The sequence below is a fragment of the Pseudomonas sp. No.117 genome, assembly GCF_054558395.1.
This window is the reverse complement of record NZ_BAAJNP010000002.1, coordinates 657,851-682,258: the sequence shown is the minus strand read 5'-3', so window position 1 is coordinate 682,258 and position 24,408 is coordinate 657,851. Positions and strand designations below refer to the sequence as shown.

Below are 24,408 nucleotides of genomic sequence, written 5' to 3'. Positions count from 1 at the left end.
TGCCTGGGCAGCTGAGCCTGGAATCAGCTGTCCTGGCGTGGCTCCGTCAGCCGATCGCGCCTGGTCAGCCCCGGAAACAACTTCATCCAGGCCCCGGTGATCACCAGGGTCCCGACGCCGCCCAGCACCACTGCCGGCACCGTGCCGAAGAAGTGTGCGGTGACCCCGGATTCGAATTCGCCGAGCTGATTGGAGGCGCCAATGAACAGACCATTGACCGCGCTGACCCGACCGCGCATGGCATCCGGGGTTTCCAGCTGGACGAAGGAGCTGCGGATCACCACGCTGACCATGTCAGCGGCACCCAGCACCACCAGGGTGAAGAGCGAGAACCACAACGAGGTGGACAGCCCGAAGGCGATGGTGGCGACGCCGAACAGCGCCACCGAACCGAACATGATGCGGCCCACGTGGCGATTGAGATTGACGTAGGCGAGCAGAAAGGACATGCCCAGGGCGCCCACGGCCGGCGCCGAGCGCAGCAGGCCCAGGCCCCAGGGCCCGGTGAGCAGGATGTCGGCGGCGAACACCGGGAGCAGGGCGGTGGCGCCGCCCAGGAGCACGGCGAAGAGATCCAGGGAGATGGCGCCGAGCACGTCCGGGCGACTCTTGATGAAGCGGATGCCGGCCAGCAGGTTGTCCAGGGTCGGCTTTTCCTTCTGGCTGGGCGTCTGCCGCGCCGGCAGGCTGGAGACCAGCAGGACGGCGATGCCGTAGAACAGCAGCGCCGGGCCATAGACCCAGGCGGCGCCCAGGGCATAGAGCAGGCCGCCCAGCGCCGGAGCGATGATGGTGGCGCCCTGCATGGCCGAGGCCGCGGCGGCGATGGCGCGGGGAAAGATCGCCGGCGGCACGATGTTGGGCAGCAGGGCCTGGGTGGTGGGCTGCTCGAAGGCACGGGCGGTGCCCAGACAGAAGGCCAGGATGAAGATCAGCTCGCGGGTCACCGCGTGATTGAGGCTGCCCACCAGCAGCACCAGGGCGATCAGTCCCTGGCCGGTCTGACAGAGGGCGGCGACCCGGCGCCGGTCGTAGCGGTCGGCGACATGGCCGGTGTGCAGCATGAACAGCACCCGCGGCAGGAATTCCACCAGGCCCACCAGGCCGAGGTCGAGCACGTTGCCGGTGAGCGAATAGAGGTGCCAGCCGATGGCCACGGTAAGCATCTGGAAGCTGCCGGCGGTGCAGATGCGGGCGAACCAGAAGGCGACGAAGGGACGGTGGTGACGCAACTGCAGGGTATCGCCGGACATGGCTAGGGCTCGAAGGGCAGAGGCGGCATCTTAAGCCACCGGGAGGCGAATCGTCGGACAAGTTCGAGGGGGATGCAGCCTGGTCGAAGACGCGGCAGATCCGCTTCCCGGGCGGCGCCGCAGCGGCTGGCGCGGATTCCAGACCCGGCCCAGGACCAGGCGGGCGCCGCCGCCCGGAGGCTCTGGCCCGAGGAAAGGCGGCGCTGCCCAGGGCGCGTCATCGATAGCGCGCCTGGTGCCCCAGGGGTGCGACAGCCTGCCCAATGCGACATCGAACCACGTAAGCAAATGTATCCAGGAGGACTACTCTAAAGCCTGACGTTGATCCGCGTCAGCCCTTCGACAGGCTGGATGGACTAGTCACCGCTGTTTTTTCGGCGCTGCGCTAGAACCGTCCTCGCGCGGCGGGGCTCGAACCTCGGTCAGCGTCCAACTCGACCGGCTACCCTCGATGGCCGGCGTGCCTGAGAGGAAAAGCTATGTTCGGCCTCGAAGCCCTGGATCTCGCCCGGATCCAGTTCGCCTTCACCGTGTCCTTCCACATCGTCTTCCCGGCGCTTTCCATCGGTACCGCGAGTTTCCTCGCCGTGCTCGAAGGGCTGTGGCTGAAGACCGACAACCACGTCTATAAGGATCTGTATCACTTCTGGCTGAAGATCTTCGCGATCTTCTTTGGCATGGGCGTGGTGTCCGGCCTGGTGATGGCCTATGAGTTCGGCACCAACTGGAGCGGCTTCGCCGACTTCGCCGGCGCCGTGACCGGGCCCCTGCTGACCTACGAGGTGCTCACCGCCTTCTTCATCGAGGCCGGCTTCCTCGGCGTCATGCTGTTCGGCTGGAATCGCGTCGGCCGTGGCCTGCACTTCTTCTCGACGGTGATGGTGGCCATCGGCACCCTGATGTCGACCTTCTGGATCCTGGCCTCCAACAGCTGGATGCACACGCCGAGCGGCTACGAGATCGTCGACGGCCGCATCGTCCCGGTGGACTGGCTGGCGGTGATCTTCAACCCATCCTTTCCCTTCCGCTGGGCGCACATGACCATCGCCGCCTACCTGTCGGTGGCCTTCCTGGTCGGCGCCTCGGCGGCCTGGCACCTGCTGCGCGGCAACGATAATCCGGCGGTACGCAAGATGTTCTCCATGGCCATGTGGATGGCCCTGCTGGTGGCGCCGATCCAGGCCATGGTCGGTGACGCCCACGGTCTCAACACCCTGGAACACCAGCCGGCGAAGATCGCCGCGATGGAAGGCCACTGGGAGAATCCGCCCGGCGAGGCGACCCCGCTGGTGCTGTTCGGCTGGCCGGACATGGAGCGCGAGGAAACCCGCTTCAAGGTCGAGATCCCCGTGCTCGGCAGCCTGATCCTCAAGCACAGCCTCACCGAGCCGATCCCGGCGCTCAAGGACTTCCCCAAGGAAGACCGGCCGCCGGCCTACGTGGTGTTCTGGTCGTTCCGTATCATGGTCGCCCTGGGCCTGCTGATGATCGCCGCCGGCCTGTGGAGCGCCTGGCTGCGCTGGCGCGGCAAGCTGTTCGAGACCCGCGGCTTCCTGCGCCTGATCACCTGCATGGGCCCGGTGGGCCTCATCGCCCTGCTGGCCGGTTGGTTCACCACCGAGGTGGGCCGCCAGCCGTGGATCGTCTACGGCCTGTTGCGCACCAAGGACGGGGTGTCCAACCACAGCGTCACCCAGCTGAGCATCACCCTGGTGGCCTTCGTGGTGGTCTATTTCGCCGTGTTCGGCATCGGCACCCTCTATGCGCTGCGCATGATCGGCAAGGGCCCGCACACCGGTGAAGGCGACCTGCCCACCTCGGGCGGCCCCGGTACCGATCGGCATCCCAAGCGTCCGCTGTCCGGCGCCGATGGCGGCCTGGAAGAAGACAATCCCAAAGACCAGCTGACCGGAGACCGCACATGAACGGCATCCCTGGCATCGACCTCCCGCTGATCTGGGCGATCATCATCATCTTCGGCCTCATGATGTACGTGGTCATGGATGGCTTCGACCTGGGCATCGGCATCCTCTTTCCCTTCGTCAAGGGCAAGGAAGACCGCGACGTCATGATGAATACCGTGGCGCCCATCTGGGACGGCAACGAGACCTGGCTGGTGCTGGGCGGGGCGGGCCTCTATGGCGCCTTCCCGCTGGCCTACGTGGTGATCCTGCCGGCGCTCTACCTGCCGCTGATCTTCATGCTGATCGGCCTGATCTTTCGCGGCGTGGCCTTCGAGTTCCGCTTCAAGGTCCAGGAAGGCAAGGAAGCCCTGTGGGACAAGTCCTTCATCTTCGGCTCGCTGCTGGCCAGCTTCTGCCAGGGTGTCGCCCTGGGCGCCTTCATCGAGGGTTTCCAGGTGGAGAATCGCCAGTACGTCGGCGGCCCGCTGGACTGGCTCACACCCTTCTCGGTGTTCTGCGGCCTGGGCGTGATCGCCGCCTATGCGCTGCTGGGCAGTACCTGGCTGATCATGAAGACCGAGGGCCCGCTGCAGGCCACCATGCGCCGCCTGACCAAGCCGCTGCTGTTCCTGCTGCTGGCCTTCACCGCGGTAGTGAGCATCTGGACCCCGCTGAGCCAGGCGGCCATCTCCGCCCGCTGGTTCAGCATGCCCAACCTGTTCTGGTTCCTGCCGGTGCCCATCCTGGTGGGCGTGGTGACCCTGGCCCTGCTGCGCGCCATCCTGCGCGAGGATTCGCACCATGCGCCCTTCCTGCTGACCCTGGCGCTGATCTTCCTCGGCTACAGCGGCCTGGGCATCAGCCTCTGGCCGAACATCATCCCGCCGGCGGTCTCCATCTGGGAGGCCTCGTCGCCGCCGCAGAGCCAGCTGTTCCTGCTCATCGGCACCCTGTTCATCATCCCCATCACCCTGATGTACACCTTCTGGGGCTACTACGTGTTCCGCGGCAAGGTACGCGCGGGGGAGGGCTACCACTGATGGCCGGCCGCTCGCGCGAACCCAATCCCGCCGACAGCAAGCCGCTCTGGCAGCGGCTGGCCTGGATGGCCGGTATCTGGGCGTGCAGCCTGGTGGCGCTGGGCGTGGTGGCCTGGGTGCTGCGGTTGGTGTTGACGGCGGCGGGGCTCAAGTCGCACTGATCCCTCGGGTGTTTCGGTGGATGAGGCTGCGCCGTCATCCACCCTACGCGAGAAACTACCCTGTGCTCGGAAGCTACCCTTTACGCTGGACAGCCCCCTCTCCCGCTTGCGGGGGAGGGTTGGGGTGGGGGCGGTTAGCTTGGTCGCCAGGCTGGTTTACGGCGTGCTCGGATAGCCCTCGTTCCGCCCTCGCCGGGCGAAACAAAGAGCGTCAGTAGCTTGCTAAAATCAGCTTGGCGACCTGAGCCGAGCGCCCCCACCCCAACCCTCCCCCGCAAGCGGGAGAGGGGGCTGTCTAGCGTGGAGGAGGAGTCCGGCGTACAGGGACCATCAGCACAGGGAAACTGCTGGTTCCGCGAATCAGCCAAACTCCCCAAACCTACAACTTTTCCCAGTTATCCCCCCGCCACCTGCCCGTTAGCCTGCTCTCGTTCCCATCGAGACGAGGAAGGCATCCATGCAGGTTCGCGAAGGCTACGCCGATTTCCAAGGGCACCAGACCTGGTACCGGGTCACCGGTGACCTGGCCAGTGGGCGATTGCCGCTGGTGGTGGCCCATGGCGGTCCCGGTTGCACGCACGACTATGTCGACAGCTTCAAGGACCTGGCCGAGCGCGGCTGGCCGGTGGTGCATTACGACCAGCTCGGCAACGGCCGCTCCACCCATCTGCGCGGCATCGACCCAGCCTTCTGGACGGTCGAGTTGTTCCTCGACGAATTGAGCAATCTGCTCCGGCACCTGGACATCACCCAGTACGGGCTGCTCGGCCAATCCTGGGGTGGGATGCTGGCCGCCGAGCATGGGGTACGCCAACCCGAGGGACTGCACGGGTTGATCATCGCCAATTCGCCGGCGTCCATGGCGCTGTGGCGGGAGGCCGCGTCGGGGCTGCGCGCCGAATTGCCGCCCGAGGTGCAGGCTACGCTGGATCGCCACGAGGCCGCCGGTACCACCGACTCACCCGAGTACCGTGCCGCCAGCGAGGTCTTCTACGCCCGTCACGTCTGCCGGGTGCAACCCATGCCGGCCGAGGTGGCGCGGACCTTCGCCGCCATCGAGGACGATCCCACGGTCTATCACGCCATGAACGGCCCCACCGAGTTCCATGTGATCGGCAGTCTCAGGGATTGGAGCGTGATCGACCGTCTGGAGCGGATCCAGGTGCCCACGCTGCTGATTTCCGGGCGCCATGACGAGGCCACGCCGGCCTGCGTGGAACCCTTCGACCGACTCATCCCGAATGCGCGCTGGCGCATCTTCGAGGACTCCAGTCACATGCCCCACGTGGAAGAGCGCGAGGCCTGCATGAACCTGGTGGCGGATTTTCTCGCCGAGCTTGAACGCGGCTAGGCGTCCGCATCCAGCGCTGCGGCGATCTCGTCGATGCGGGCCTGGCGGTCGTCGGCCTGCAGGCGCGGACGCGGATTGAGCGCCGACCACTCCGGGTGGGCGCGGGCCACCTGGACGGCGGGGGGCAGCTTGCCTTCGCGCCAGCGTCGCTCGTCCGGCGCCAGGACCTCGATGGCACCCTGGGCGGCATGGCCGCGGGCTTCCAGGGCGGCCAGCAGCTGACGCTGGCGCACGGCCAATAGCCGCAGCACGGCGTCGTCGATGGACAGCTCCCGGCCACCGCGCAGCTTGCCGAACAGCCGTTTGCCGTAGTGCCCGCCGGTCTGCGCCAGGCCACCGGCCAGTGCGCCCAGCACCGTGGCGGCACCCAGGGTCAGGCCGCCGGCGAGCAGGTCGAGACCGACCCCCGCCGCGGCGCCGGCCGCCACGCCGCCGCCCAGGCGAATGCCCAGCAGGCGCAGGGTTTCTGGATTGAACAGGTCGTCGCCCCAGCGGCCGTCCAGCAAGGGCAGGTCGCTGGCCTGGGCATCGCCCGGACGAAAGCCGAACAGCCGTAGCAGCTCCTCCACGCAGCGCTGCTCGCGCGTGCGCAGGGCGTCGCGCAACTCAGCGGTGGCAGTGCTCACCTCGGCGTCGCCGGGCGCCACGCTGCGGCGGGCGGCGGCGGCGTCCACCAGTAATTCGGCGATCAGGCGCACGCCCTCGTGATGGCGACGCCGGGCCTGCTCGGCGTGATCGGCGAGCAGGCGCTGCAGTGCGGGGCGGCCGCTTTCCAGCAGGGTAGCCAGGCTCTCGTAGAGCCGCGCCTCGCCATCTGCCGGCGGCGCAACGCTGTCGAAGCGCACCAGGGCGTGCAGGCCGAGACGGGCAAGAGTGGCGCGCCAGTCGTCGGCACGGTGACCCTCGGCGGCGACGAAGTTAAGCACCGGCACCAGCGGTCGCCCGCAGCCGGCCAGCACCGCCAGTTCGTCGCGATACTTGGCCAATACCGGCTCGCGCGCATCGATGACATAGAGCCCGGCGTCGGAGGCGCGCAGCTGGCGGATCACCTTGGCTTCCTGCTCGAACCTCTGGCGGGCTTCCACGCTGTCGAGGAAGCGGTCGAGCAGGGTGGCGGCATCCAGGCGTTCACCGGGGCGTTCGAGTTGTTCCAGGTAGTCGCGCAGGGCGATGGCGTCTTCCAGGCCCGGGGTATCGTAGAGCTCCAGCAGGGCTTCGCCGTCCACCGATAGCCGGGCGCCCTCCACATGTCGCGTGGTGCTGGGACGATGGGAGACCTCGCCGAAGTCGACGTCGCGGGTCAGGGTGCGCAGCAGCGAGGTCTTGCCGACATTGGTGTGACCGACCAGCGCCAGGCGCAGGGGGCCGCTCATGGATTCGTCTCCAGCCAGGCCAGTTCTTCGAGGTCACCCGCACAATGCGTCAGGCGCAGGGCATCCAGCGCCTGGCGCCAGTCGTCCAGGCGGACCAGATCGAGCTTGCCGCCCAGGGGCGCAGGAAGCAGCCAGATGCGAGTCGCCGTGGCGCAGCGCGACAATTCCGCCAGCAGGGCCAGGGTACCGCGATCGGGCGAGCGGCGGGGGTCGCAGGCGATCAGCAGGCGGCGGGCCGGGTAGCGGGTCAGCTGTTCCAGCAGGTGGCGGCGGCCCTGGCCGTCGTCGAGCACACCCGCGTCGCGTACCCCGGCGGGCAAGGGCGGCGGCCAGCTGTGGTCGGTGAGTTCGATGCCCACCAGCAGGGCCTCGTCGCCGGCCTGGGCCAGGCCACTGGCCTCCTGCTGCGGCAGCTGGGCGGGGGCGGCGTCATTGACGCCCAGGCGTTCGCTGGTCGGCAGCAGGCGTTCGCGCAGGCGCAGATAGCCGGGGCGCTCGACGTCCAGGCGCAGGCGCTGGCGGCCGCGTTGCCAGCGCCACAGGCAGAGCAGGGTCAACAGCAGGCGTGGCAGCAGGCCGTAGACCAGCACCACCCCCAGCAGCCAGCCGGCCCAGGCCTGGCGCGCCCCGGCCAGGGGGCTGGCGGCATCGCCACTGGCGGCGATGCTGGCGGGGTCGGGTAGCGGGAAGCCCAGCCACTGGGGCAGGGCGCCGAGGACCTGGGTGACGACGACGAAGGTGTCGCTGCCCAGCAGGGTGGTTTCCCAGACGAACAGATAGCTGCGTCCGGAGAGCAGTGCCAGCAGGGTGGCCAGGGCGCTGCCGAGGATCAGCAGCCAGAGACCGTGCACCAGGCCGCCCAGGGCCCAGGGCAGCAGCCGGGCGCGGCCGAGCAGGCCGACCAGCGCCGGGCCCAGGTGCAGGGCGCGGGCATCGCGCGCCAGGCGGCCGGACAGCCACAGCCAGAGGCGCGCCAGCGGCGAGGCCAGTTGCCGACCGCCGCCCATGAGACCGAACGTCCAGACCAGCAGGCTGAGCAGATTGAGGCCGAGCAGACTGCCCAGCGCCCAGAACACATTGACCGGTCGACTGCCGTCGCCCAGCGCCCCGGCGGCGAGACCAGCGCCGCAGCACAGGGCGACGATCCCCAGCAGCCAGGCGGCCAGCACCGCGCCCTGGCGCCAGCGGCGCCGCGCGGCCAACAAGCCGTCACGCTGGCCGAGCAGGCGGGCGCGATTCACCAGGCGCGTCTCGAAGGCGCCCCCGGATGCCCGCGCCTGGCGATTGGCCTCGGCGTCTTCCAGCGGGCCGCTGTCTTCCTCGGTCAGGCGCAAGGCCTCGGTCAGCCAGAGATCCTCGAAGGCGGGGGAGGGGGTAGCGGTCACGCGTCGGCGCCCTTGCAGCAAAAACGCCGAGGATAGTCCCTGGCGCCCGCCCTGTTAACGGCTCTGCTATGCTCTGTCACCATGAAAACCTCTCTTCCCCTGAGCCTGATCGTCGCCGTGGCCGACAACGGCGTCATCGGCATCGACAATCGGCTGCCCTGGCACCTGCCGGCGGAACTCAAATATTTCAAGGCCGTGACCCTCGGCAAGCCGCTGGTCATGGGTCGCAAGACCTGGGACTCCCTCGGCCGCCCGCTGCCGGGACGGCTGAACCTGGTGGTCTCCCGTCAGACTGATCTGCACGCCGAAGGTGCCGAGGTCCGGGCTTCGCTGGCGGCTGCCGTGGAGCGCGCTGAGGCTTGGGCCCGGGAGCGCGAGGCCAGCGAGATCATGCTGATCGGCGGCGCCCAGCTGTTCGCCGAGGCCCTGCCGGTGGCGCAACGTCTCTACCTGACTCGCGTTGCCCTGGCGCCGGAAGGGGATGTGTTCTTTCCGGACTGGCAGGAGAGCGACTGGCAACTGGTCTCGCGGCAGGAACATCCGGCCGAAGAGGACCGCCCTGCCTACTCCTGCGAGGTCTGGGAGCGGCGGGCCTAGCTGCCGCCTCCGCGTCTCGCGCTGCCTCTCGTAGGTTGGCGCTGAACGCAGCGAAGCCCAACATTCCCTGGTCGGCTCCCGCATGTTGGGTTTCGACGATAGGGCCGTCTCAACCCAACCTACGCCAGACCGGTAGGTTGGGTTGAGCGCCAGCGAAGCCCAACAATCCCAGGCTGGGTTCCTCATGTTGGGCTTCGACGATGGAGCCGTCTCAACCCAACCTACGCGGGTCGGTAGGTTGGGTTGAGCGCAGCGAAGCCCAACGGTGTCGGGCCGTGCGCGGGGGTGTTGGGCTTCGACGATGGAGCCGTCTCAACCCAACCTACGCGGCTGGTAGGTTGGGTTGAGCGTAGCGAAGCCCAACACGCCCACCAAGGCCCCCTCAGATCGCCTTGAGCTTCTTCGCCGGCAGGTAGTCGCGGTGCACGCGCTCTTCCACCAGGTACAGCCAGCAGGGGCCCTCCACCTGGGGGAAGAGGCGGACTTCCTGGATGCTGCTGGGCTTGAACGCGCCGTTGCCGAGCTGCACGGCCACCTCTTGCCCGAGGCGGAAGCGGGGGATGACTCCACTGTCCACCACGCTCTGCTCGGCCTTGGTGGCCGGGCGGCCCAGGTACTCGCCCAGGTCCACCGGACCGGACGGACCCTCGGCGACGGTATCCACATGGAAGCTGTAGGCGGTGGCAAGGCCTTCGTCGCCGCCATGGATCTCCCCCTGCTTGATGCGCGAGACCGCCTGGTCTAAGGCGGCGTCGAGCGTCAGCTCGTTGTTCGATTGCAGGGTGATGACGATGCGGCGTTCGAAGGGGTACTGGCTCATGGTTTCGACTTTTTCGGCAGAAGAAGAAAAGAAGGGACATCTTGTGCCCCCTTTGGCCGGCGCCTGTCCAGCCGGGGGCGCCCGATCGGTGACTTCGTTTGCAACCCCAGGTGTCGGGCGGCTCGACGGTTGCTAGTCCTTGCGCCGCTTGAGCTGGTCCTTGAGCTGGCTGGGCACCTCGCGAATGATCAGCAGGTCCTGGCCTTCGTCGTACTCGATGCGCGAACCCAGGAGGTGCGCCTCGAAGCTGATCGACAGCCCCTCGGCGCGGCCGGTGAAGCGGCGGAATTGATTGAGGGTGCGCTTGTCCGCCGGGATCTCCGGCGCCAGGCCGTAGTCCTTGTTGCGGATGTAGTCGTAGAAGGCGCGTGGGGCCTCGTCGTCCATCAGCTCGGAGAGGGCGTCCAGGGCCATGGGCTCGCCGCGCTTGGCCTGGCTGCTGGCGTAGTCCACCAAGGTGTCAGTCTTTTCCTTGGCGGCTTCCTCGGGCAGGTCTTCGCTTTCCACGTAGTCGCTGAAGGCCTTGAGCAGGGTGCGGGTCTCGCCCTTGGCATCGACGCCTTCCTGGCAGCCGATGAAGTCGCGGAAGTAGTCCGAGACCTTCTTGCCGCCCTTGCCGCGGATGAAGGAGATGTACTGGCGCGATTGCTTGTTGTTGCGCCATTCCGAGAGGTTGATGCGCGCCGCCAGGTGCAGCTGGCCCAGGTCCAGGTGCTTGGCCGGGGCCACTTCCAGGGTCTCGGTGACGGTCACCCCTTCGCTGTGGTGCAGCAGCGCGATGGTCAGGTAGTCGGTCATGCCCTGCTGGTACTGGGCGAACAGCACGTGGCCGCCGGTGGAGAGGTTGCTGTTCTCCATCAGGCCCTTGAGGTGCTCCACCGCCTGGCGGCTGAAGGCGACGAAGTCCTGCTCGCCTTCCAGGTAGGCGCTGAGCCAGCCGCTGAAGGGATAGGCGCCGGATTCCTCGTGGAACAGCCCCCAGGCCTTGTTGGGCTTGGCGTTGTAGCTGTCGTTGAGATCGGCCAGCAGGTTCTCGATGGCCTGGGAGTCGGCCAGTTCGGCGTCCCGCGCGTGCAGGGTCGCGGGCTGGCCGTCGGGCTTCTTGTCGATCAGATGGACGATGGCGTGACGGATCGGCATGGCGGACTCGGGTAACGGGAAAAGTCCGCCAGTCTAACGCCCAGGCGCGGCGACGGGCAGGCCCCTGACGCCGCAGCCTCAGGACGCGGCCGGCTCCTGCTTCTCCTCGGCGGCATTGCGCAGATGCCGGGTCATGAAGAGCGCCGCCTCCTCGCGGCGGTCCGTCAGCAGCAGGTCGATGAGCTGCAGGTGCTCCTGGCAGCGACGCTGGGCCTGCTCGCGATCCACCGACTTCTGGTATTCGATCAGCCGCCGCAGGCGATTGAGCCGGCGCAGGGCGTCGAGGATGAAGGCATTGCCCGAGCAGCGGGCGATGGTCTCGTGCAGGCGGGTGTTGGCGTCGAAGATCTCCGCCGGCGAAGCCTCGAACACCCGGCCCTCGGCCAGGAGCTCCTGCTCGTCGCGGCAGCGGCGCAGCGCCTCGGCATCCAGGGTGAAGTCGGCTTCGCCGATGCCGGCCGGTTCGATCAGCAGGCGGAAACGGTAGCTCTGGGCATAGGCGGCGGGCGAGGTGAGGCCTTCGACGAAACTCCAGCCATAGCCTGGCAGCCGCTCGGCCCAGCCCTCCTGGACGATGCGCCGGAGGATGTCCGCCAATTGTCCGCGGGTGACCTGGTAGCGACGGATCAGCTCGTTTTCCGAAACCTTCAGCGGCAACTCGCCCTCGATGCGGTCCCGGGCGATGGCCAGGTACAGGCGCTCGCTTGCCGATACCTCTTCGCGCGCCTGGGGCGTGGCCACCAGGGCTTCGGCAGCCACTGCGAAGCCGCCATCGACATGGCGCATGAGCAGGGCCTGATCGGCCATCTGCTGCAGGGCACTGCGCACCGGCGACCGCGACACCCGCAGTCGCTCGGCCAGCGTCCGTTCGGGCAGCCGCGTGCCCACCGCCAGCTGGTGGGAGGCGATGTAGCTGAGGATGTCGGGGATGAGGCGGGAGGCGAGGGTGTTGCCCATGGCAGCGCTGGCGAATCGGCGGGAAGAGTCAGGAATGCTAGCACGGGAGCCGCCGGGCGCAGCCGGCCCGGGCGGTTCTCTCAGGGTAGCGCCATCACTCGGCGCTGGGGCGTACGTCCATCTCCTGGAGCTTCACCAGCCGGCTGCGATGCTTGAATCTATAGCCCAGCCAGACGGCGAGGAACAGCGGCAGGCTGATGTAGGTGGCGGCCAGACCCAGCCAGTCGACCCCGTTCGGACCGAACAGCGCCCCGTAGTTCTGCCCCAGGGTGATCACCAGGCAGAGGGCGAAGGCCAGCAGCGGACCGAAGGGGAACAGCTTGGCGCGGTAAGGTAGGTCTTCCAGGCGGCGGCCCTGGGCCAGGTAGCCTTGGCGGAAGCGGTAGTGGGACACGGCGATGCCCAGCCAGGCGATGAAGCCGCACATCCCCGAGGTGTTGAGCAGCCAGCCATAGAGCGCCTTGTCGCCCACCAAGGAGGTGAAGAAGCACAGGGCGCCGACCGCCGTGGTGGCCAGCAGGGCGTTGCGCGGCACGCCGTTGCGGGCGACGCGGGCGAACAGTCGCGGCGCCTTGCCCTGTTCGGCGAGGCTGTGCAGCATCCGGGTCGAGGCATACATGCCGGAAGTGCCGGCGGAGAGTACCGCCGAGAGGATCACCGCGTTCATCAGGCTGGCGGCGAAGGCCAGGCCGGCACGCTCGAACAGCAGGGTGAACGGCGAGACCGAGACGTCGCTGGCATCGTTCTGCAACAGGCGCGGATCGGTGTAGGGAATCAGCATGCCGATGACGAAGATCGCCAGCACATAGAACATCAGGATGCGCCAGAACACCTGGCGGATGGCGATGGGCACGTTCTTGCGCGGATTTTCCGACTCACCGGCGGCGATGCCGATCAGCTCGGTGCCCTGGAAGGAGAAGCCGGCAATCATCGCGACCCCGACCATGGCCTGCAGGCCGCCGACGAAGGGCGCCTCACCCTGGGTGAAGACCGAGAGCCCCGGCGGCTCGATGCCGCTGAAGATGCCGAGAATGGCGGCCAGGCCCAGGCCGATGAAGACCACCACGGTGGCGACCTTGATCGCGGCGAACCAGAATTCGCTCTCGCCGAAGCCGCGCACCGATACCGCATTGAGCAGGAACATCAGGCCGAGGAACAGCGCGCTCCAGAGTAGCCCCGGTACCTCAGGGAACCAGAAGCCCATCACCAGTTGCGCCGCCACCAGCTCGGCGGCGATGGTCACCGCCCAGTTGTACCAGTAGTTCCAGCCGAGGGCGAAGCCGAAGCCGTCCTCGACGAAACGGCTGCCATAGATGGAGAAGGAACCCGATACCGGCTGGTAGGCGGCCATCTCGCCCAGGCTGGTCATCAGGAAGTAGACCATCAGGCCGATCAGCGCATAGGCCGCCAGGGCGCCACCCGGACCGGCCGTGGCCACGGTGGCGCCGGAAGCGACGAACAGGCCGGTGCCGATGGAGCCGCCGATGGCGATCATGTTGAGGTGACGGGGCTTGAGCCGGCGCTGCAGGCTCGGGGAGGGGGTGGACATGAGGTTTCCAGCTGGCAGTTGAACGGGGTCCGGCGCTGGCTCTGGCGGCCATTCGCGGTAATCGAAGCTAAGGGATTGCGCCACCCGCGAAAGACGTCCCGCGGGGACAGGCGGCAAAAAAGCGGCGAAGCTTAGCAGGCCGCGGGTGCCAGGTGGGATGACGGTCGTCGGTGCGGCGTTGTCGCAGTCCGATCATTGCCGGCCTGCGCTTCGGCTAGCATGGGCCCAGGTCGTAGAAGGCAGTGCAGCGTGATCGATTCGAGAACCTTCGGTAGCGGTATCCAGGGCAAGAACTACCTGCAGTTGCAGTCGACGCGGCCGCGGCCGGAGTTTTCCCGGCTGGTCGGCTTCATCCTGCTCGATCACTTTTCCCTGCCGTCCTTCACCCAGGCGCTGGACACCCTGGTCACCGCCAACCTGCTCGCCGCTGGGACCTTCGCCACCCGGACCTACAGTCCGACCGGCGCCGAGGTGCTCAGCGACCTGGGCATCGTCATCCGTCCGGACGGCGACTATCGCGCCGTGGAAGGCGCCCGCTTCGACCTGCTGGTGGTCTGCGGCGGGCTGCGCACCCCGCTGGAACTGGACCCGCGGCTCAAGGCGCTGCTGGTGCGGGCGGCCAAGCAGCAGGTCACCCTCTGCGGGCTGTGGAACGGCGCCTGGCAGCTGGGTCAGGCCGGGGTGCTGGACGGTTATCGCTGCGCCATCCATCCCGAGCAGCGCAGCGCCTTCAGCGAGCGGGTGCGCGGCTGCAAGACCTCGGCGGAAAGCCATGTGCTGGATCGTGATCGCCTGACCGCCGCCAGCCCCAGCGGCGCCTTCCACCTCTTCCTCGAATGGATCGGTGCCCAGTGCGGCAGCGCCCTGGCCGATGGCCTGGTCAACATCCTAGCCTTCGAGGAGTCGCGCTTTCGCCAGGTCAATCCGACGCTCAAGGTTCAGATGACCCCGCCGCTGCGCGAGGTGGTGACCCTGATGGAAGCCAACATCGAGGAACCCCTGACCATCGAGCAGCTGTGCGACTACGCGGGCCGTTCGCGGCGCCAGGTCGAGCGGCTGTTCCGCGAGCAGCTCGACACCGCGCCCATGCGCTACTACCTGGAGCTGCGCATTACCGAGGGCCGCCGTCTGCTGCAGCACTCCACCCTGTCGGTGCTGGAGGTGGCGGTCGCGTGCGGCTTCACCTCGGTCACCCACTTCAGCAAGAGATACTCGGCTTATTTCGGCTATCCACCATCTAAGGAGCGGCGGCTGAAGTACTAGGCCAGAACTTCGCCACCCCGGCATGCGCAACGCTCCCTGAGCAGCCGGAGTGGCCCGGCTCAGAGCGTTTCGTCGGCGCACAGGAACGGCTCCGTGCCGCCTCGCTCGAAACATCACCCCGTGCATTACGGCCTGCGTGATGCATCGAAGGGGCCCGAACGACCTACCGAGCGAGGCAATTCCATGACCGATCCACGTAACGTCGCCCACGACAAGAAGGTGCAGCAGGAAAAGAAGCATCAGGGCGAGGACATCGCCGCCGAGGCCGAGCACGCGCCGCAACCGGGCAAGAAGCCTGCGCTGAAGGACCATGACGAGCAGGCCGACGACAGGGCCTGACGTTACCCTGGCCTCGCAAGCGGGGCCTGCGCCGATGCTGACAGCCGTCAGCATCGCACTCCTTTGAAAGCCTCATCCGCCAAGCGCCGGCTCCAGTTGCCGGTTCCGCTCCGCCGCATTCAGGCACAGCAGTCCCGCCAGGGCGAACAGCAGCCCGAGCAGCATGCCCGGCGCCAGGGGTTCGTCGAAGCAGGCCCAGGCCCACAGCAGGGCCACCGGCGGGCTCAGATAGAGAGCGCCGCTCACCGCCTGGGGACTGCCCTGGCGCAGGCACAACCAATAAAGCCCGTAGCCGAGCAGGGTCGGGATCAGTAGCCAGAGCACCGCCAGGGCGAAGCCGGGGGTCAAGGGCGGGCGCAGCGACCCTTCCAGGCCGGCGGCCACCGTCATCACCAGGCTGCTGGCGGCGAGCTGGATGAACAGCTGGGTCGGCAGCGCCAGACGACTGGGCGGCAGGCGACTCTGCACCAGGGTGGCCAAGGCCAGTGCCAGGGCGCCGCCGAGGGGCAGGGCATAGGCCCAGCCGGGGGCCACGCCCAGGCCCAGTCCCGCTCCGGTGGCGAGCAGCACCCCGGTCAGCCCCAGGCCCAGCCCGAGCCACTGGCGGCCGCTAGTGCGCTGTCCCGGCAGCAGGCAACAACCCAGGGCCACCAGCAGCGGCGACAGGTCCGAGAGCAGCGCCGCCAGCCCCGGCGAGACGCCCAGCTCGATGGCCTTGGCTGCCGGGGCGATGCAACCGGCGAAGGCGAGGGCGCCGATGGCCGCTTGCTGACTGATGCTCTTCAGCGGCAACCGGCGCAGCTCGGCCCAGGCAAAGGGCAACAGCAGCAGGGCGGCCAGGGCGAAGCGCCAGAGCGTGACCAGCAGTGTGGGCGCCTGGTCCGCGGCGTAGCGATAGCCGACGAAACCGGCACTCCAGCACAGCACCAGGGCGAACTGACGGAATAGCGCGGAAGAGCGGATGGTAGGCATGAGCAGGCTCCAGGTGACGGAATGCCTTGAGCCTGGACCGGGGTGCTAATACACTCAAACGACATTATTGGTAGCTATTGTTCGATAAAAACGCATCATGCCCGCGCCCCTCGATATCGACGTCCTACGCACCTTCCACACCATCGTTCGGCTGGGGCAGTTCCGGGCCGCCTCGTTGCAGCTCAATCGCAGCCCCTCGGCGGTGAGCAGCCAGATCCGCCGGCTGGAAGAGCAGACCGGCGGACGGCTGTTCGAGCGGGACAACCAGGCGGTGACCCTGACCCCGCTCGGTCGCCGAGTACTTCTGGAAACCGCCGACCTGCTGCAGGCCCACGACCGCATCCTCGCCGGTCTCACCGGCCAGCCGGTGGTGGGCGAGGTGCGCCTGGGGGTGGCCGAGGACTATGCCGCCCGGCTGCTCAAGGCCGTGCTGCCGCGGCTGCAGGGCGAGTATCCCGGCATCGTGCTCGAGGTGCTCACCGGTAACAGCGGCCAACTCCGGCGCTGGCTCGGTCAGGGCTTGCTGGATCTGGCGCTGCTGGTGGGGCCGCCTGGCGCTGCCCAGGCGGAGGGCCAGGTGTTCGGCCATACCCAACCGGTCTGGGTCGCCGGTCCCGGTCTGCTGCTGACCCCGGACACCCGCGTGCCCCTGGCCCTGCACGGCGAAGGCTGCAGCTATCGGGAGCTAGGGATCGACCTGCTGACCCGCCAGGGCCGGCCCTGGCAGGCGGTTATGACCAGCGCCGCCTCTTCGGCGCTGGAGGCGGCGGTCGAACTGGGCCAGGCGGTCGCCATCACCGACCGCACGCGGATGACTGCACCCATGCGCGAATTGCGGCCGGAAGACGGCTTTCCCGCGCTGCCGGTGCACGAATTGCGCCTGGCGTCGCCGCCAGGAGAGCGCAGTCCCGCCTGCGCCCATCTGGCGGCCTTGATCGCTGAAGATTTCCATCTCTAGGCGGGGGAGGAGATACTGCGCCTCTTTGCCGCTTCGACCCCCAGGCCCATGGAAAACCTCCCGCTGTTCGACCTGCCCGCCACCGCCCCGCCGGAAAAGCCCACCGCCAAGCGTGCCCGCAAGCCGGTCGCGCGCGCTGGCCTGCGCCTGCTGCACACCTCCGACTGGCACCTGGGGCAGCACTTCCTCGGCCGTACCCGCGAGGCCGAGCATCGGGCCTTCCTGGCCTGGCTGGTGACCCAGGTGGAGGAACAGCAGGTAGACGTGGTGCTGGTGGCGGGGGATATCTTCGATACCGCGACCCCGCCGAGCTATGCCCGCGAACTGTACAACGGCTTCATCGTCGCCCTGCGCGGTACGGGGGCCAGCCTGGTGGTGCTGGGCGGCAACCACGATTCCGCGGCGGTCCTGGCGGAATCCCGCGAGTTGCTGGCCTGCCTGGATACCCGGGTCATCCCCTGTGTCAGCGCGACGCCGGCGGATCAGTTGTTGGAACTGCGTCGGCGGGACGGCGAGATCGGCGCGCTGCTCTGCGGCATTCCCTTCGTCCGCCCGCGTGACGTGGTGCAGAGCCAGGCGGGGCAGAGCGCCGATGACAAGCGCCAGGCGCTGCAACAGGCCATCCAGGGGCATTATGCCGAACTGCACGGCCTGGCCGAGGCGCGGCGCACCGAGCTGGGTGGCAGCCTGCCGATCATCGCCACCGGCCACCTGACCACCGTGGGTGCCAGCGCCAGCGAGTCGGTACGGGAGATCTACGTCGGCAGCCTCGATGCCTTTCCCACCAGCGCCTTCCCGCCGGCGGACTACATCGCCCTCGGCCATATCCACCGGCCCCAGCGGGTCGGTGGCCTGGAGCACGTGCGCTACAGCGGCTCGCCGCTGTGCCTGAGCTTCGACGAGGAGCGCGCCAAGGAGGTCCTGCTGGTGGATTTCGCCCATGGCCTGGAGCGGGTGACGCCCCTGGCGGTGCCCTGTTTCCAGCCGCTGGCGGTGGTGCAGGGCAACCTGGATACCCTGGGCACGGCCCTGGCCCAGGCGGCCGCCGACGGCAGCGCCGAGTTCCCGGTGTGGGCCGAGGTGGTGGTGGCCGGCGATGACTACCTGGCCGATCTGCAACCGCGCATCAATGCGCTGGTCGCCGAACTGCCGCTGGAAGTACTGCGGGTACGCCGGGCGCGTAGCGCCGCAGCGCCTACCCTGCAAGGCACCCAGCGCGAGACGCTGGAGGAACTCAGCCCCCTGGATGTCTTCCAGCAGCGCCTGGCGGACGAGCAGCTGGACGACGAGCTGCGCACCCGGCTGGAAGGGCTTTACCGCGAGGTTCTCGGCGAGATGCCCGCCTGATCGCAGCGAAACGCTTCCATCGGACGGTTTTTTTCGACAGGAACAACGCCCGTTTGCCCGGGGTCACCCTCCTAAGCACCCGCCATAGGAGGAGACCTGATGAACGACCTATCCCCACCCCTCGCCGCTACCCACCGGGCGCATTCGACGCGACAGGTACCCAATGTCCAGGGCAGCGAGCGCGTCATCTCCCTGTTGGGCGGTGGCCTGCTCATCCTCGGTGGTCTCCGCCGCGGCGGCCTGACCGGCTGCGTGAAGATGGCCCTGGGCGCCATGGCGCTCAGTCGCGGGGTACGCCAGCGCTGCGAGCTCAAGGCCGCACTGCAACCCTCGCCGTTCGAGCAAGCCCTGGCCGAGCGCTGGGGCTGGCACAATCCCACCGCCATCCAGCGCAGCGTCACCATCGCCAAACCACGCGAAGAGGTGTTCGCCTACTGCACAGACCTGCAGCACCTGCGCGAGCTGCTGCCCTTCGTCGATCGTATCGAGCTGGGCGCCGATGGCGATAGCCACTGGCATGCTTCTGGTCCCCTGGGCCGCACCCTGACCTGGACCCTGGAGCAGAGCGAGCGCCGCGACAACGAATTCCTGCTCTGGAGCACCGTGCCCGGCACGGTGATGGCGCACAAGGCCAGCCTGACCTTCAGCGACGCACCCCAGGGGCGCGGCACCCTGGTCCAGGCCGTCCTGGCCTGCGAGGCGCCCGCCGGGTTGCTCGGCCATGCCGTCACCGAAGGCATCAGCCGCTTCACCGGCAAGGCGGTCAATCTCGGCTTGCGCCGGCTCAAGCAGCAACTGGAGACCGGCGAGATCGCCACTCCCGAGATCACCCGCAGCGGCCGCCCGCTGGCGCCATCCCATCCGCCGGTCACCCGGCCGGCCGACGAACCCCAGGCTGACCTCGACGCCGGCCTGGGTACCCAAGCGAGGACCGAATAATGCGCGCGCTGACCTGGCAAGCCCCCAACCGTCTGCAGGTGGAAACCGTTCCAGACCCGGAAATCCTCAATCCGCGCGATGCCATCGTGCGCGTCATCATGTCCTCGGTGTGTGGCTCGGACCTGCACCTGCTGGGCGGCTACGTCCCGGCGATGAAGCCCGGCGACATCATCGGCCATGAATTCCTCGCCGAGGTGGTCGAGCTGGGCAGTGGCCTGCGCAATGGTGACCTGGCCATCGGCGACCGGGTGATCACCATCTCCATCATCGGCTGTGGTGACTGCGAGCACTGCCAGCGCGAGGACTACAACTGCTGCGACAACAGCAATCCCAAGCCCGAATTGACCGACCTGGCCTATGGGCAGCCCTGCACCGGCATCTTCGGCTACAGCCACGCCTTCGGCGGCTACGCCGGCAGCCACGCCACCTACGTGCGGGTGCCCTATGCCGACGTCAACCTGTTCAAGGTGCCCGATGGCGTCAGCGACGCCCAGGCGGTGTTCGTCTCCGATGCCGTGCCCACCGGCTACTACGCGGCGGACCTGGCCGACATCCAGCCCGGCGACACCGTGGCGGTCTGGGGCTGTGGCGGGGTAGGGCAGATGGCCATTCGCAGCGCCTACCTGCTGGGTGCCGAAAGGGTCATCGCCATCGACCGCTTCAGTGATCGCTTGCAGCTGGCGGCGCAGAAGGCCGGCGCCATCACCCTCGATTATGAGACCACCAACATCCACGAAGCCTTGCTGGAGCTGACCGGCGGCCGGGGCCCGGATCGTTGCCTGGATTGCGTCGGCATGGAAGCCCACGGCACCCAGCTGGACTACACCTACGACAAGACCAAGCAACTGCTGCGGCTGCACACCGAGCGGGGTTCGGCGCTACGCCAGGCCATCCGTGCCTGCCGCAAGGGCGGCACGGTCTCGGTGATCGGCGTCTACGGCGGGGTGATCGATAAATTCCCCATGGGCGCCATCGTCAACAAGGCGCTGACGGTCAAGTCGGGCCAGCAGCCAGGGCAGCGCTATGTGGAGCGGCTGTTCGAGCACATCAAGAAGGGCGAGCTGGACCCCTCCTACCTGCTCACCCACCCGATGAGCCTGGAGGAATCGCCCTATGGCTACGAGCTGTTCAAGTCAAAGGACAAGAACTGCATGAGGGCGGTGTTCATGCCTTGAGGGGCAGCCCGGTGATCCTGATGCCGCCGGGCTTCTTGGCGTTTACACCAGCCAGGTCGTCAGCGGCTGCACCAGCGCGGCGACCCGGTGGTCGCCGCTGCAACTGACCAGGGCCAAGGTGCCCAGGCCGATCAGGATGGGCATGCCGAGAAAATCGAAGGGGGACAGAGGCGAGCGCACGACGAATCCTCCCGGGATACGAGGTTGCAGAGCGATACCTTGCAGTTGAGAGCGGGGCAGGAGGCAAGTTCAGCGATGGACACGACCACAGGTCGAATGGTCGGTTGGCATGGGCGAGCGCGCCCAACAATGCCAGAATCGGCGGTTCGCCGAGTCGTCCTGGAAAAGCCCGATGAAGATCCTCACCCTGCGCCTGAAGAACCTCAATTCCCTCAAGGGTGAGTGGAAGATCGACTTCACTGCCGAGCCCTTCGCCAGCAGCGGCCTGTTCGCCATCACCGGGCCGACCGGGGCGGGCAAGACCACCCTGCTGGATGCCATCTGCCTGGCGCTCTATCACCGCACGCCACGCATGAGCAAGGTGGGCGGGGACAGCAATGAACTCATGACCCGCCACACCGGCGACTGTCTCGCCGAGGTCGAATTCGCCGTGCGTGGCGAGCGCTACCGCGCCTTCTGGAGCCAGCGCCGGGCCCGGGATCGCGCCGATGGCGCCCTGCAACCACCCAAGGTGGAACTGGCCAAGCTGGATGGCAGCATCCTCGCCGAAAAGACCGGCGACAAGCTGCGGCTCACCGAGGAACTCACGGGCCTCGATTTCGAGCGCTTCACCCGTTCCATGTTGTTGGCCCAGGGCGGCTTCGCGGCCTTCCTGGAGGCCAGTGCCAGCCAGCGTGCCGAACTGCTGGAAGAGCTGACCGGTACGGCGGTGTACGGGCAGATCTCCCAGCGGGTGTTCGAGCGCGCGCGGGAGGCCAAGGGGGTGCTGGAAGGCCTGCGCCAACGCGTCGCCGGCGTCGAGGTGCTGGATGACGAGCGCCGCCAGGCGCTGACCGCCGAGGGCGCCAGCCTGGCGGCGCGCGAGGCGCAACTGGGCGAAGAACTCAAGGCCTGGCAGGCGCAGCGGCACTGGCTGACCGAGTTGGAACAGGCGGCGACCAGCGAGCAGCAGGCGCAAGCCCGCCTGGCCACGGCGCAGCAGGCCTGGGACGCGGCCGAACCGCAACGCCAGCGGCTGGCCCTGGCCGAACCGGCAGCGCGCCTGCTGCCCCTGGAACAGGCCTGGCGCGAGGCCCAGGCGCGCGAGCAGCGCAGCGGTGCAGAACTGACGCAACTCGATCAGCGTATCCAGGCCCTGACGGGCCAGCGCGAGACCGCCCTGGCCCAGGCCCTGGGCGCCAGTCTGGAACAGCTGCGCCAGGCCGAGACGGAGCAGGCCGATACCCTGGCGGAACGCCAGCACCTGGACGCCAGCCTGGCGGAGCGCAGCGCCCATGCCGAGCTGGGCGAGCGCCTCGGCGATTGGCGCAGCCAGCTGGCCCTGCGCGACGAAAGAGCCGAAGGCCTGGCCCGTCTCGGACGACGCCAGCAGGAGCAGACCCGCCAACTGCAGCTGCTGGTCGAGGAGCGGGACGCCCAGCAGGTCGCGGTGACCCGGGCACGCGACCAGGCGAGTGTCGCCCAGGCCGCGGAACAGGTGCACCTCGAGCGCTGGCAGGCCGCCCTGGACGGTCGCGACGAAAAGGCCTGGCGGTCCCTCTGGCAGGCGGCGCTGGGGCGGGTCAACGAAGTGGACCAGCTCGATCAACTGGTCGAACGGCAGCGGCAGCTGCACACCCAGCTGGAACGCCTGGCCCGTACCCAGGGCGAGCGCCAGCGCCAGCACGATGACCAGCAGGTGCGACTGGATGCCCTGCGTGGTCGCTATCGCGAGGTGGCCCAGCAGGTGCGCGAGCGTGACAAGCTGCTCGAGCAGGAAAGGGTCATCCGCAGCCTCGAAGCCCAGCGCGCCGAATTGCAGCCCCATGAGCCCTGTCCGCTCTGCGGCTCGCGGGAGCATCCGGCGGTGGCCGAATACGCGGCCCTGGACGTCTCGGCCACCCAGACGGCCTTGCAGGAAGCCAAGGCCGAGCTGGAACGACTGACCCAGGAAGGCAAGGACCTCAGTGAAGCCCTGGCCGCCCTCAAGGCGCAGCTGGCGCAGACCACCGAACAGCAGACCGACGCCAACCAGCAGCTGGAGCAACTGGGCGAACTCTGGCGCCAGCGCTGCGTCGCCCTGGGCGCCGATCCCGCCGCACCGGGCGCGGTGGCCGAGTTGCGCCGCCGCCAGGACACCGAGTTGGCCCGCATCCAGCAGGTCCTCGCCACCCTGGATGGCCTGCGTCAGCAGGGCGAGGAAAGCCGCCAGGACGCCCAACGAGCGGCTCGCCAGCAGGCCGATGCCGAACAGCGCCTGGCGCTGGCCGAGGCGGCCTGGGAGCGCGCCCGCCAGAGCCTGGCCGAAGGCGCGGACGAGCAGCGGGCGGCCGAGGCACAACAGGCCCAGGCGGAGCGCGAGCTGGCCGCGGAGCTGGGGCGCTGGGGCCATGAGGTACCCGGCCGCGCCGCCGAGTGGCTGGCCGCGCGCGACCAGGAGTGGCGTGCCTGGCAAGCCGATGGCCGGCGCGCCCTGGAGGTGCAGCAGCGCCTGAAAGACCTCGAACAGCGTCTGGCCACCCTGGCGCCCGTGGTGGAGCAATGGCGTAGCCGGGCGACGGCGGTCGCGCCGGCCCAGGTGGCGCCGGAGGCGGCGGCCGCCATCCTCGCCGAGGCCACCCAGACCTGGGACGACTGCCGCGAGCAGGGCGCGGCCTTGCAGGGCACCCGGCAGTCGTTGCAGGCGCGCCTCGAGAGCGAGACGCGGGCGGTGACCGACGCGGGCGAGCGCTGGACGGCGGCCCTGGCCGCCAGCGCCTTCGCCGATGCCGACGCCTGGCGCGCAGCACAGTTGGACGAAACCGAGCGCCGCGCCCTGAGCGCCGCGCTGGCAAATCTCGATACCGCCCTGACCGAAGCCCGTGCCCTCGCCGGGGCGGTCCAGGAGCGTGACGCCACCTTGCGCGCCCAGCCCCTCACCGAGCGCAGCGCCGCCGAGGTGGATGCCGACCTGGCCGCCGGGACCGCCGAATTGCGCACCCTCGGCCAGCGCCAGGGTGAGGTCGGCGCCGCCCTGCGCGAAGACGAACGTCGTCGCGACGGCCTGCAAGCGCTGCTGGTCGAGATCGCCGCCCAGGAGCGCGACCACGACCTCTGGCAGCACCTCAATGGCCTGATCGGTTCGGCCGACGGCGCCAAGTTCCGCAAGTTCGCCCAGGGCCTGACCCTGGATCACCTGGTGCACCTGGCCAACGGCCAACTGCAGCGGTTGCACGGTCGCTACCGATTGATCCGGCGCCAGGCGGCCGAGCTGGAATTGCAGATCCTCGACACCTGGCAGGCCGATGCCCTGCGCGACATCCGTACCCTCTCGGGGGGCGAGAGCTTCCTGGTCAGCCTGGCGCTGGCCCTGGCGCTGTCGGATCTGGTCAGCCAGCGCACCGGCATCGATTCGCTGTTCCTCGACGAAGGCTTCGGCACCCTGGACGGCGAGACCCTGGAGGTCGCCCTCGATGCCCTGGACCAGCTCAACGCCGGCGGCAAGACCATCGGCATCATCAGCCACGTGGAGGCACTCAAGGAGCGGATACCCGTGCAACTCAAGGTGCGCAAGGGCGTCGGCCTGGGCCACAGTGGCCTGGAGCGGCGCTATGCGGTGGCGCAGGGCGCGACCGAGTGAGCATTTTTTCTTGCCTGGAGGTCGAAGCCCAGCGCCAAGCGATACGCCGAAACTGTTAACTTAGACCGGTTTCGCGTCCGCCTTCGCTCGGTGACGTCTTTTTCTCC

General features: G+C 68.4%; 21 protein-coding genes. 12 read left to right on the top strand and 9 right to left on the bottom strand.

Annotated elements, in window-relative coordinates:
- Positions 1-23: 23 nt before the first annotated feature.
- Positions 24-1,253, bottom strand: a complete 1,230-nt coding sequence (locus ACYJP6_RS06550) for an MFS transporter (protein WP_459474234.1) — start codon at positions 1,251-1,253, stop codon at positions 24-26.
- 479 nt (positions 1,254-1,732) lie between these two features.
- Here ACYJP6_RS06550 and ACYJP6_RS06545 point away from each other — a divergent pair, with 479 nt between their 5' ends.
- From ACYJP6_RS06545 to ACYJP6_RS06530, 4 genes are all read left to right on the top strand, one after another.
- Entirely contained in the window at positions 1,733-3,178 is a 1,446-nt protein-coding gene (locus ACYJP6_RS06545) for a cytochrome ubiquinol oxidase subunit I (RefSeq protein ID WP_459474233.1), read from the top strand.
- Complete coding sequence (gene cydB, locus ACYJP6_RS06540) at positions 3,175-4,197, top strand: cytochrome d ubiquinol oxidase subunit II (RefSeq protein WP_459474232.1); 1,023 nt, start codon at positions 3,175-3,177, stop codon at positions 4,195-4,197. The genes ACYJP6_RS06545 and cydB overlap by 4 nt, the downstream gene beginning before the upstream one ends.
- Complete coding sequence (locus tag ACYJP6_RS06535) at positions 4,197-4,358, top strand: DUF2474 domain-containing protein (RefSeq protein WP_074529420.1); 162 nt, start codon at positions 4,197-4,199, stop codon at positions 4,356-4,358. The genes cydB and ACYJP6_RS06535 overlap by 1 nt, the downstream gene beginning before the upstream one ends.
- A gap of 457 nt (positions 4,359-4,815) precedes the next feature.
- Entirely contained in the window at positions 4,816-5,709 is an 894-nt protein-coding gene (locus ACYJP6_RS06530) for a proline iminopeptidase-family hydrolase (protein ID WP_459474231.1), read from the top strand.
- Here ACYJP6_RS06530 and ACYJP6_RS06525 read toward each other — a convergent pair.
- Both ACYJP6_RS06525 and ACYJP6_RS06520 read right to left on the bottom strand, forming a co-directional pair.
- Positions 5,706-7,082, bottom strand: coding sequence for a GTPase/DUF3482 domain-containing protein (locus ACYJP6_RS06525; RefSeq protein ID WP_459474230.1), 1,377 nt, complete (start codon positions 7,080-7,082; stop codon positions 5,706-5,708). The genes ACYJP6_RS06530 and ACYJP6_RS06525 overlap by 4 nt on opposite strands.
- Entirely contained in the window at positions 7,079-8,467 is a 1,389-nt protein-coding gene (locus ACYJP6_RS06520; RefSeq protein ID WP_459474229.1) for a DUF2868 domain-containing protein, read from the bottom strand. The genes ACYJP6_RS06525 and ACYJP6_RS06520 overlap by 4 nt, the downstream gene beginning before the upstream one ends.
- A gap of 81 nt (positions 8,468-8,548) precedes the next feature.
- On the opposite strand from ACYJP6_RS06520, the gene ACYJP6_RS06515 reads away from it, so the two are divergent.
- Positions 8,549-9,064: a dihydrofolate reductase gene (locus tag ACYJP6_RS06515; protein WP_459474228.1), complete on the top strand. Its 516-nt coding sequence runs from the start codon at positions 8,549-8,551 to the stop codon at positions 9,062-9,064.
- 382 nt (positions 9,065-9,446) lie between these two features.
- On the opposite strand, the gene ACYJP6_RS06510 is transcribed toward ACYJP6_RS06515, so the two are convergent.
- From ACYJP6_RS06510 to ACYJP6_RS06495, 4 genes are all read right to left on the bottom strand, one after another.
- On the bottom strand, positions 9,447-9,884 hold the full coding sequence (locus ACYJP6_RS06510) for a hypothetical protein (protein ID WP_459474227.1): 438 nt from the start codon (positions 9,882-9,884) through the stop codon (positions 9,447-9,449).
- A 132-nt stretch (positions 9,885-10,016) separates the two neighbouring features.
- Complete coding sequence (gene yejK, locus ACYJP6_RS06505) at positions 10,017-11,024, bottom strand: nucleoid-associated protein YejK (RefSeq protein WP_459474226.1); 1,008 nt, start codon at positions 11,022-11,024, stop codon at positions 10,017-10,019.
- A gap of 78 nt (positions 11,025-11,102) precedes the next feature.
- Positions 11,103-11,981, bottom strand: coding sequence for a GntR family transcriptional regulator (locus tag ACYJP6_RS06500; protein ID WP_459474225.1), 879 nt, complete (start codon positions 11,979-11,981; stop codon positions 11,103-11,105).
- A 94-nt stretch (positions 11,982-12,075) separates the two neighbouring features.
- Positions 12,076-13,530, bottom strand: coding sequence for an amino acid permease (locus ACYJP6_RS06495; RefSeq protein ID WP_459474224.1), 1,455 nt, complete (start codon positions 13,528-13,530; stop codon positions 12,076-12,078).
- 219 nt (positions 13,531-13,749) lie between these two features.
- Between ACYJP6_RS06495 and ACYJP6_RS06490 the strand changes: the two genes are divergently transcribed.
- Together ACYJP6_RS06490 and ACYJP6_RS06485 are read left to right on the top strand one after the other, a co-directional pair.
- Positions 13,750-14,793: a GlxA family transcriptional regulator gene (locus ACYJP6_RS06490; RefSeq protein WP_459474223.1), complete on the top strand. Its 1,044-nt coding sequence runs from the start codon at positions 13,750-13,752 to the stop codon at positions 14,791-14,793.
- A 183-nt stretch (positions 14,794-14,976) separates the two neighbouring features.
- Positions 14,977-15,132, top strand: coding sequence for a hypothetical protein (locus tag ACYJP6_RS06485; RefSeq protein WP_459474222.1), 156 nt, complete (start codon positions 14,977-14,979; stop codon positions 15,130-15,132).
- Between the two features lie 72 nt (positions 15,133-15,204).
- On the opposite strand, the gene ACYJP6_RS06480 is transcribed toward ACYJP6_RS06485, so the two are convergent.
- Positions 15,205-16,104 carry a DMT family transporter gene (locus ACYJP6_RS06480; protein ID WP_459474221.1) on the bottom strand — a complete coding sequence of 300 codons (900 nt, stop codon included), beginning with the start codon at positions 16,102-16,104 and terminating at the stop codon, positions 15,205-15,207.
- Between the two features lie 97 nt (positions 16,105-16,201).
- Between ACYJP6_RS06480 and ACYJP6_RS06475 the strand changes: the two genes are divergently transcribed.
- The 4 genes from ACYJP6_RS06475 (at position 16,202) to ACYJP6_RS06460 (ending at position 20,523) form a co-directional block, all read left to right on the top strand.
- The gene (locus ACYJP6_RS06475; protein ID WP_459474220.1) at positions 16,202-17,062 is read left to right on the top strand and encodes a LysR family transcriptional regulator; all 861 of its coding nucleotides are present in this window, start codon (positions 16,202-16,204) and stop codon (positions 17,060-17,062) included.
- Positions 17,063-17,203: 141 nt separating this feature from the next.
- Complete coding sequence (gene sbcD / locus ACYJP6_RS06470) at positions 17,204-18,409, top strand: exonuclease subunit SbcD (protein WP_459474293.1); 1,206 nt, start codon at positions 17,204-17,206, stop codon at positions 18,407-18,409.
- 99 nt (positions 18,410-18,508) lie between these two features.
- Entirely contained in the window at positions 18,509-19,348 is an 840-nt protein-coding gene (locus ACYJP6_RS06465) for an SRPBCC family protein (RefSeq protein WP_459474219.1), read from the top strand.
- Positions 19,348-20,523: a zinc-dependent alcohol dehydrogenase gene (locus ACYJP6_RS06460; RefSeq protein WP_459474218.1), complete on the top strand. Its 1,176-nt coding sequence runs from the start codon at positions 19,348-19,350 to the stop codon at positions 20,521-20,523. The genes ACYJP6_RS06465 and ACYJP6_RS06460 overlap by 1 nt, the downstream gene beginning before the upstream one ends.
- Before the next feature lie 42 nt (positions 20,524-20,565).
- Here ACYJP6_RS06460 and ACYJP6_RS06455 read toward each other — a convergent pair whose 3' ends face one another.
- Positions 20,566-20,703, bottom strand: coding sequence for a hypothetical protein (locus ACYJP6_RS06455; RefSeq protein ID WP_459474217.1), 138 nt, complete (start codon positions 20,701-20,703; stop codon positions 20,566-20,568).
- Positions 20,704-20,875: 172 nt separating this feature from the next.
- On the opposite strand from ACYJP6_RS06455, the gene ACYJP6_RS06450 reads away from it, so the two are divergent.
- Positions 20,876-24,301: an AAA family ATPase gene (locus tag ACYJP6_RS06450; protein ID WP_459474216.1), complete on the top strand. Its 3,426-nt coding sequence runs from the start codon at positions 20,876-20,878 to the stop codon at positions 24,299-24,301.
- Positions 24,302-24,408 lie beyond the last annotated feature (107 nt).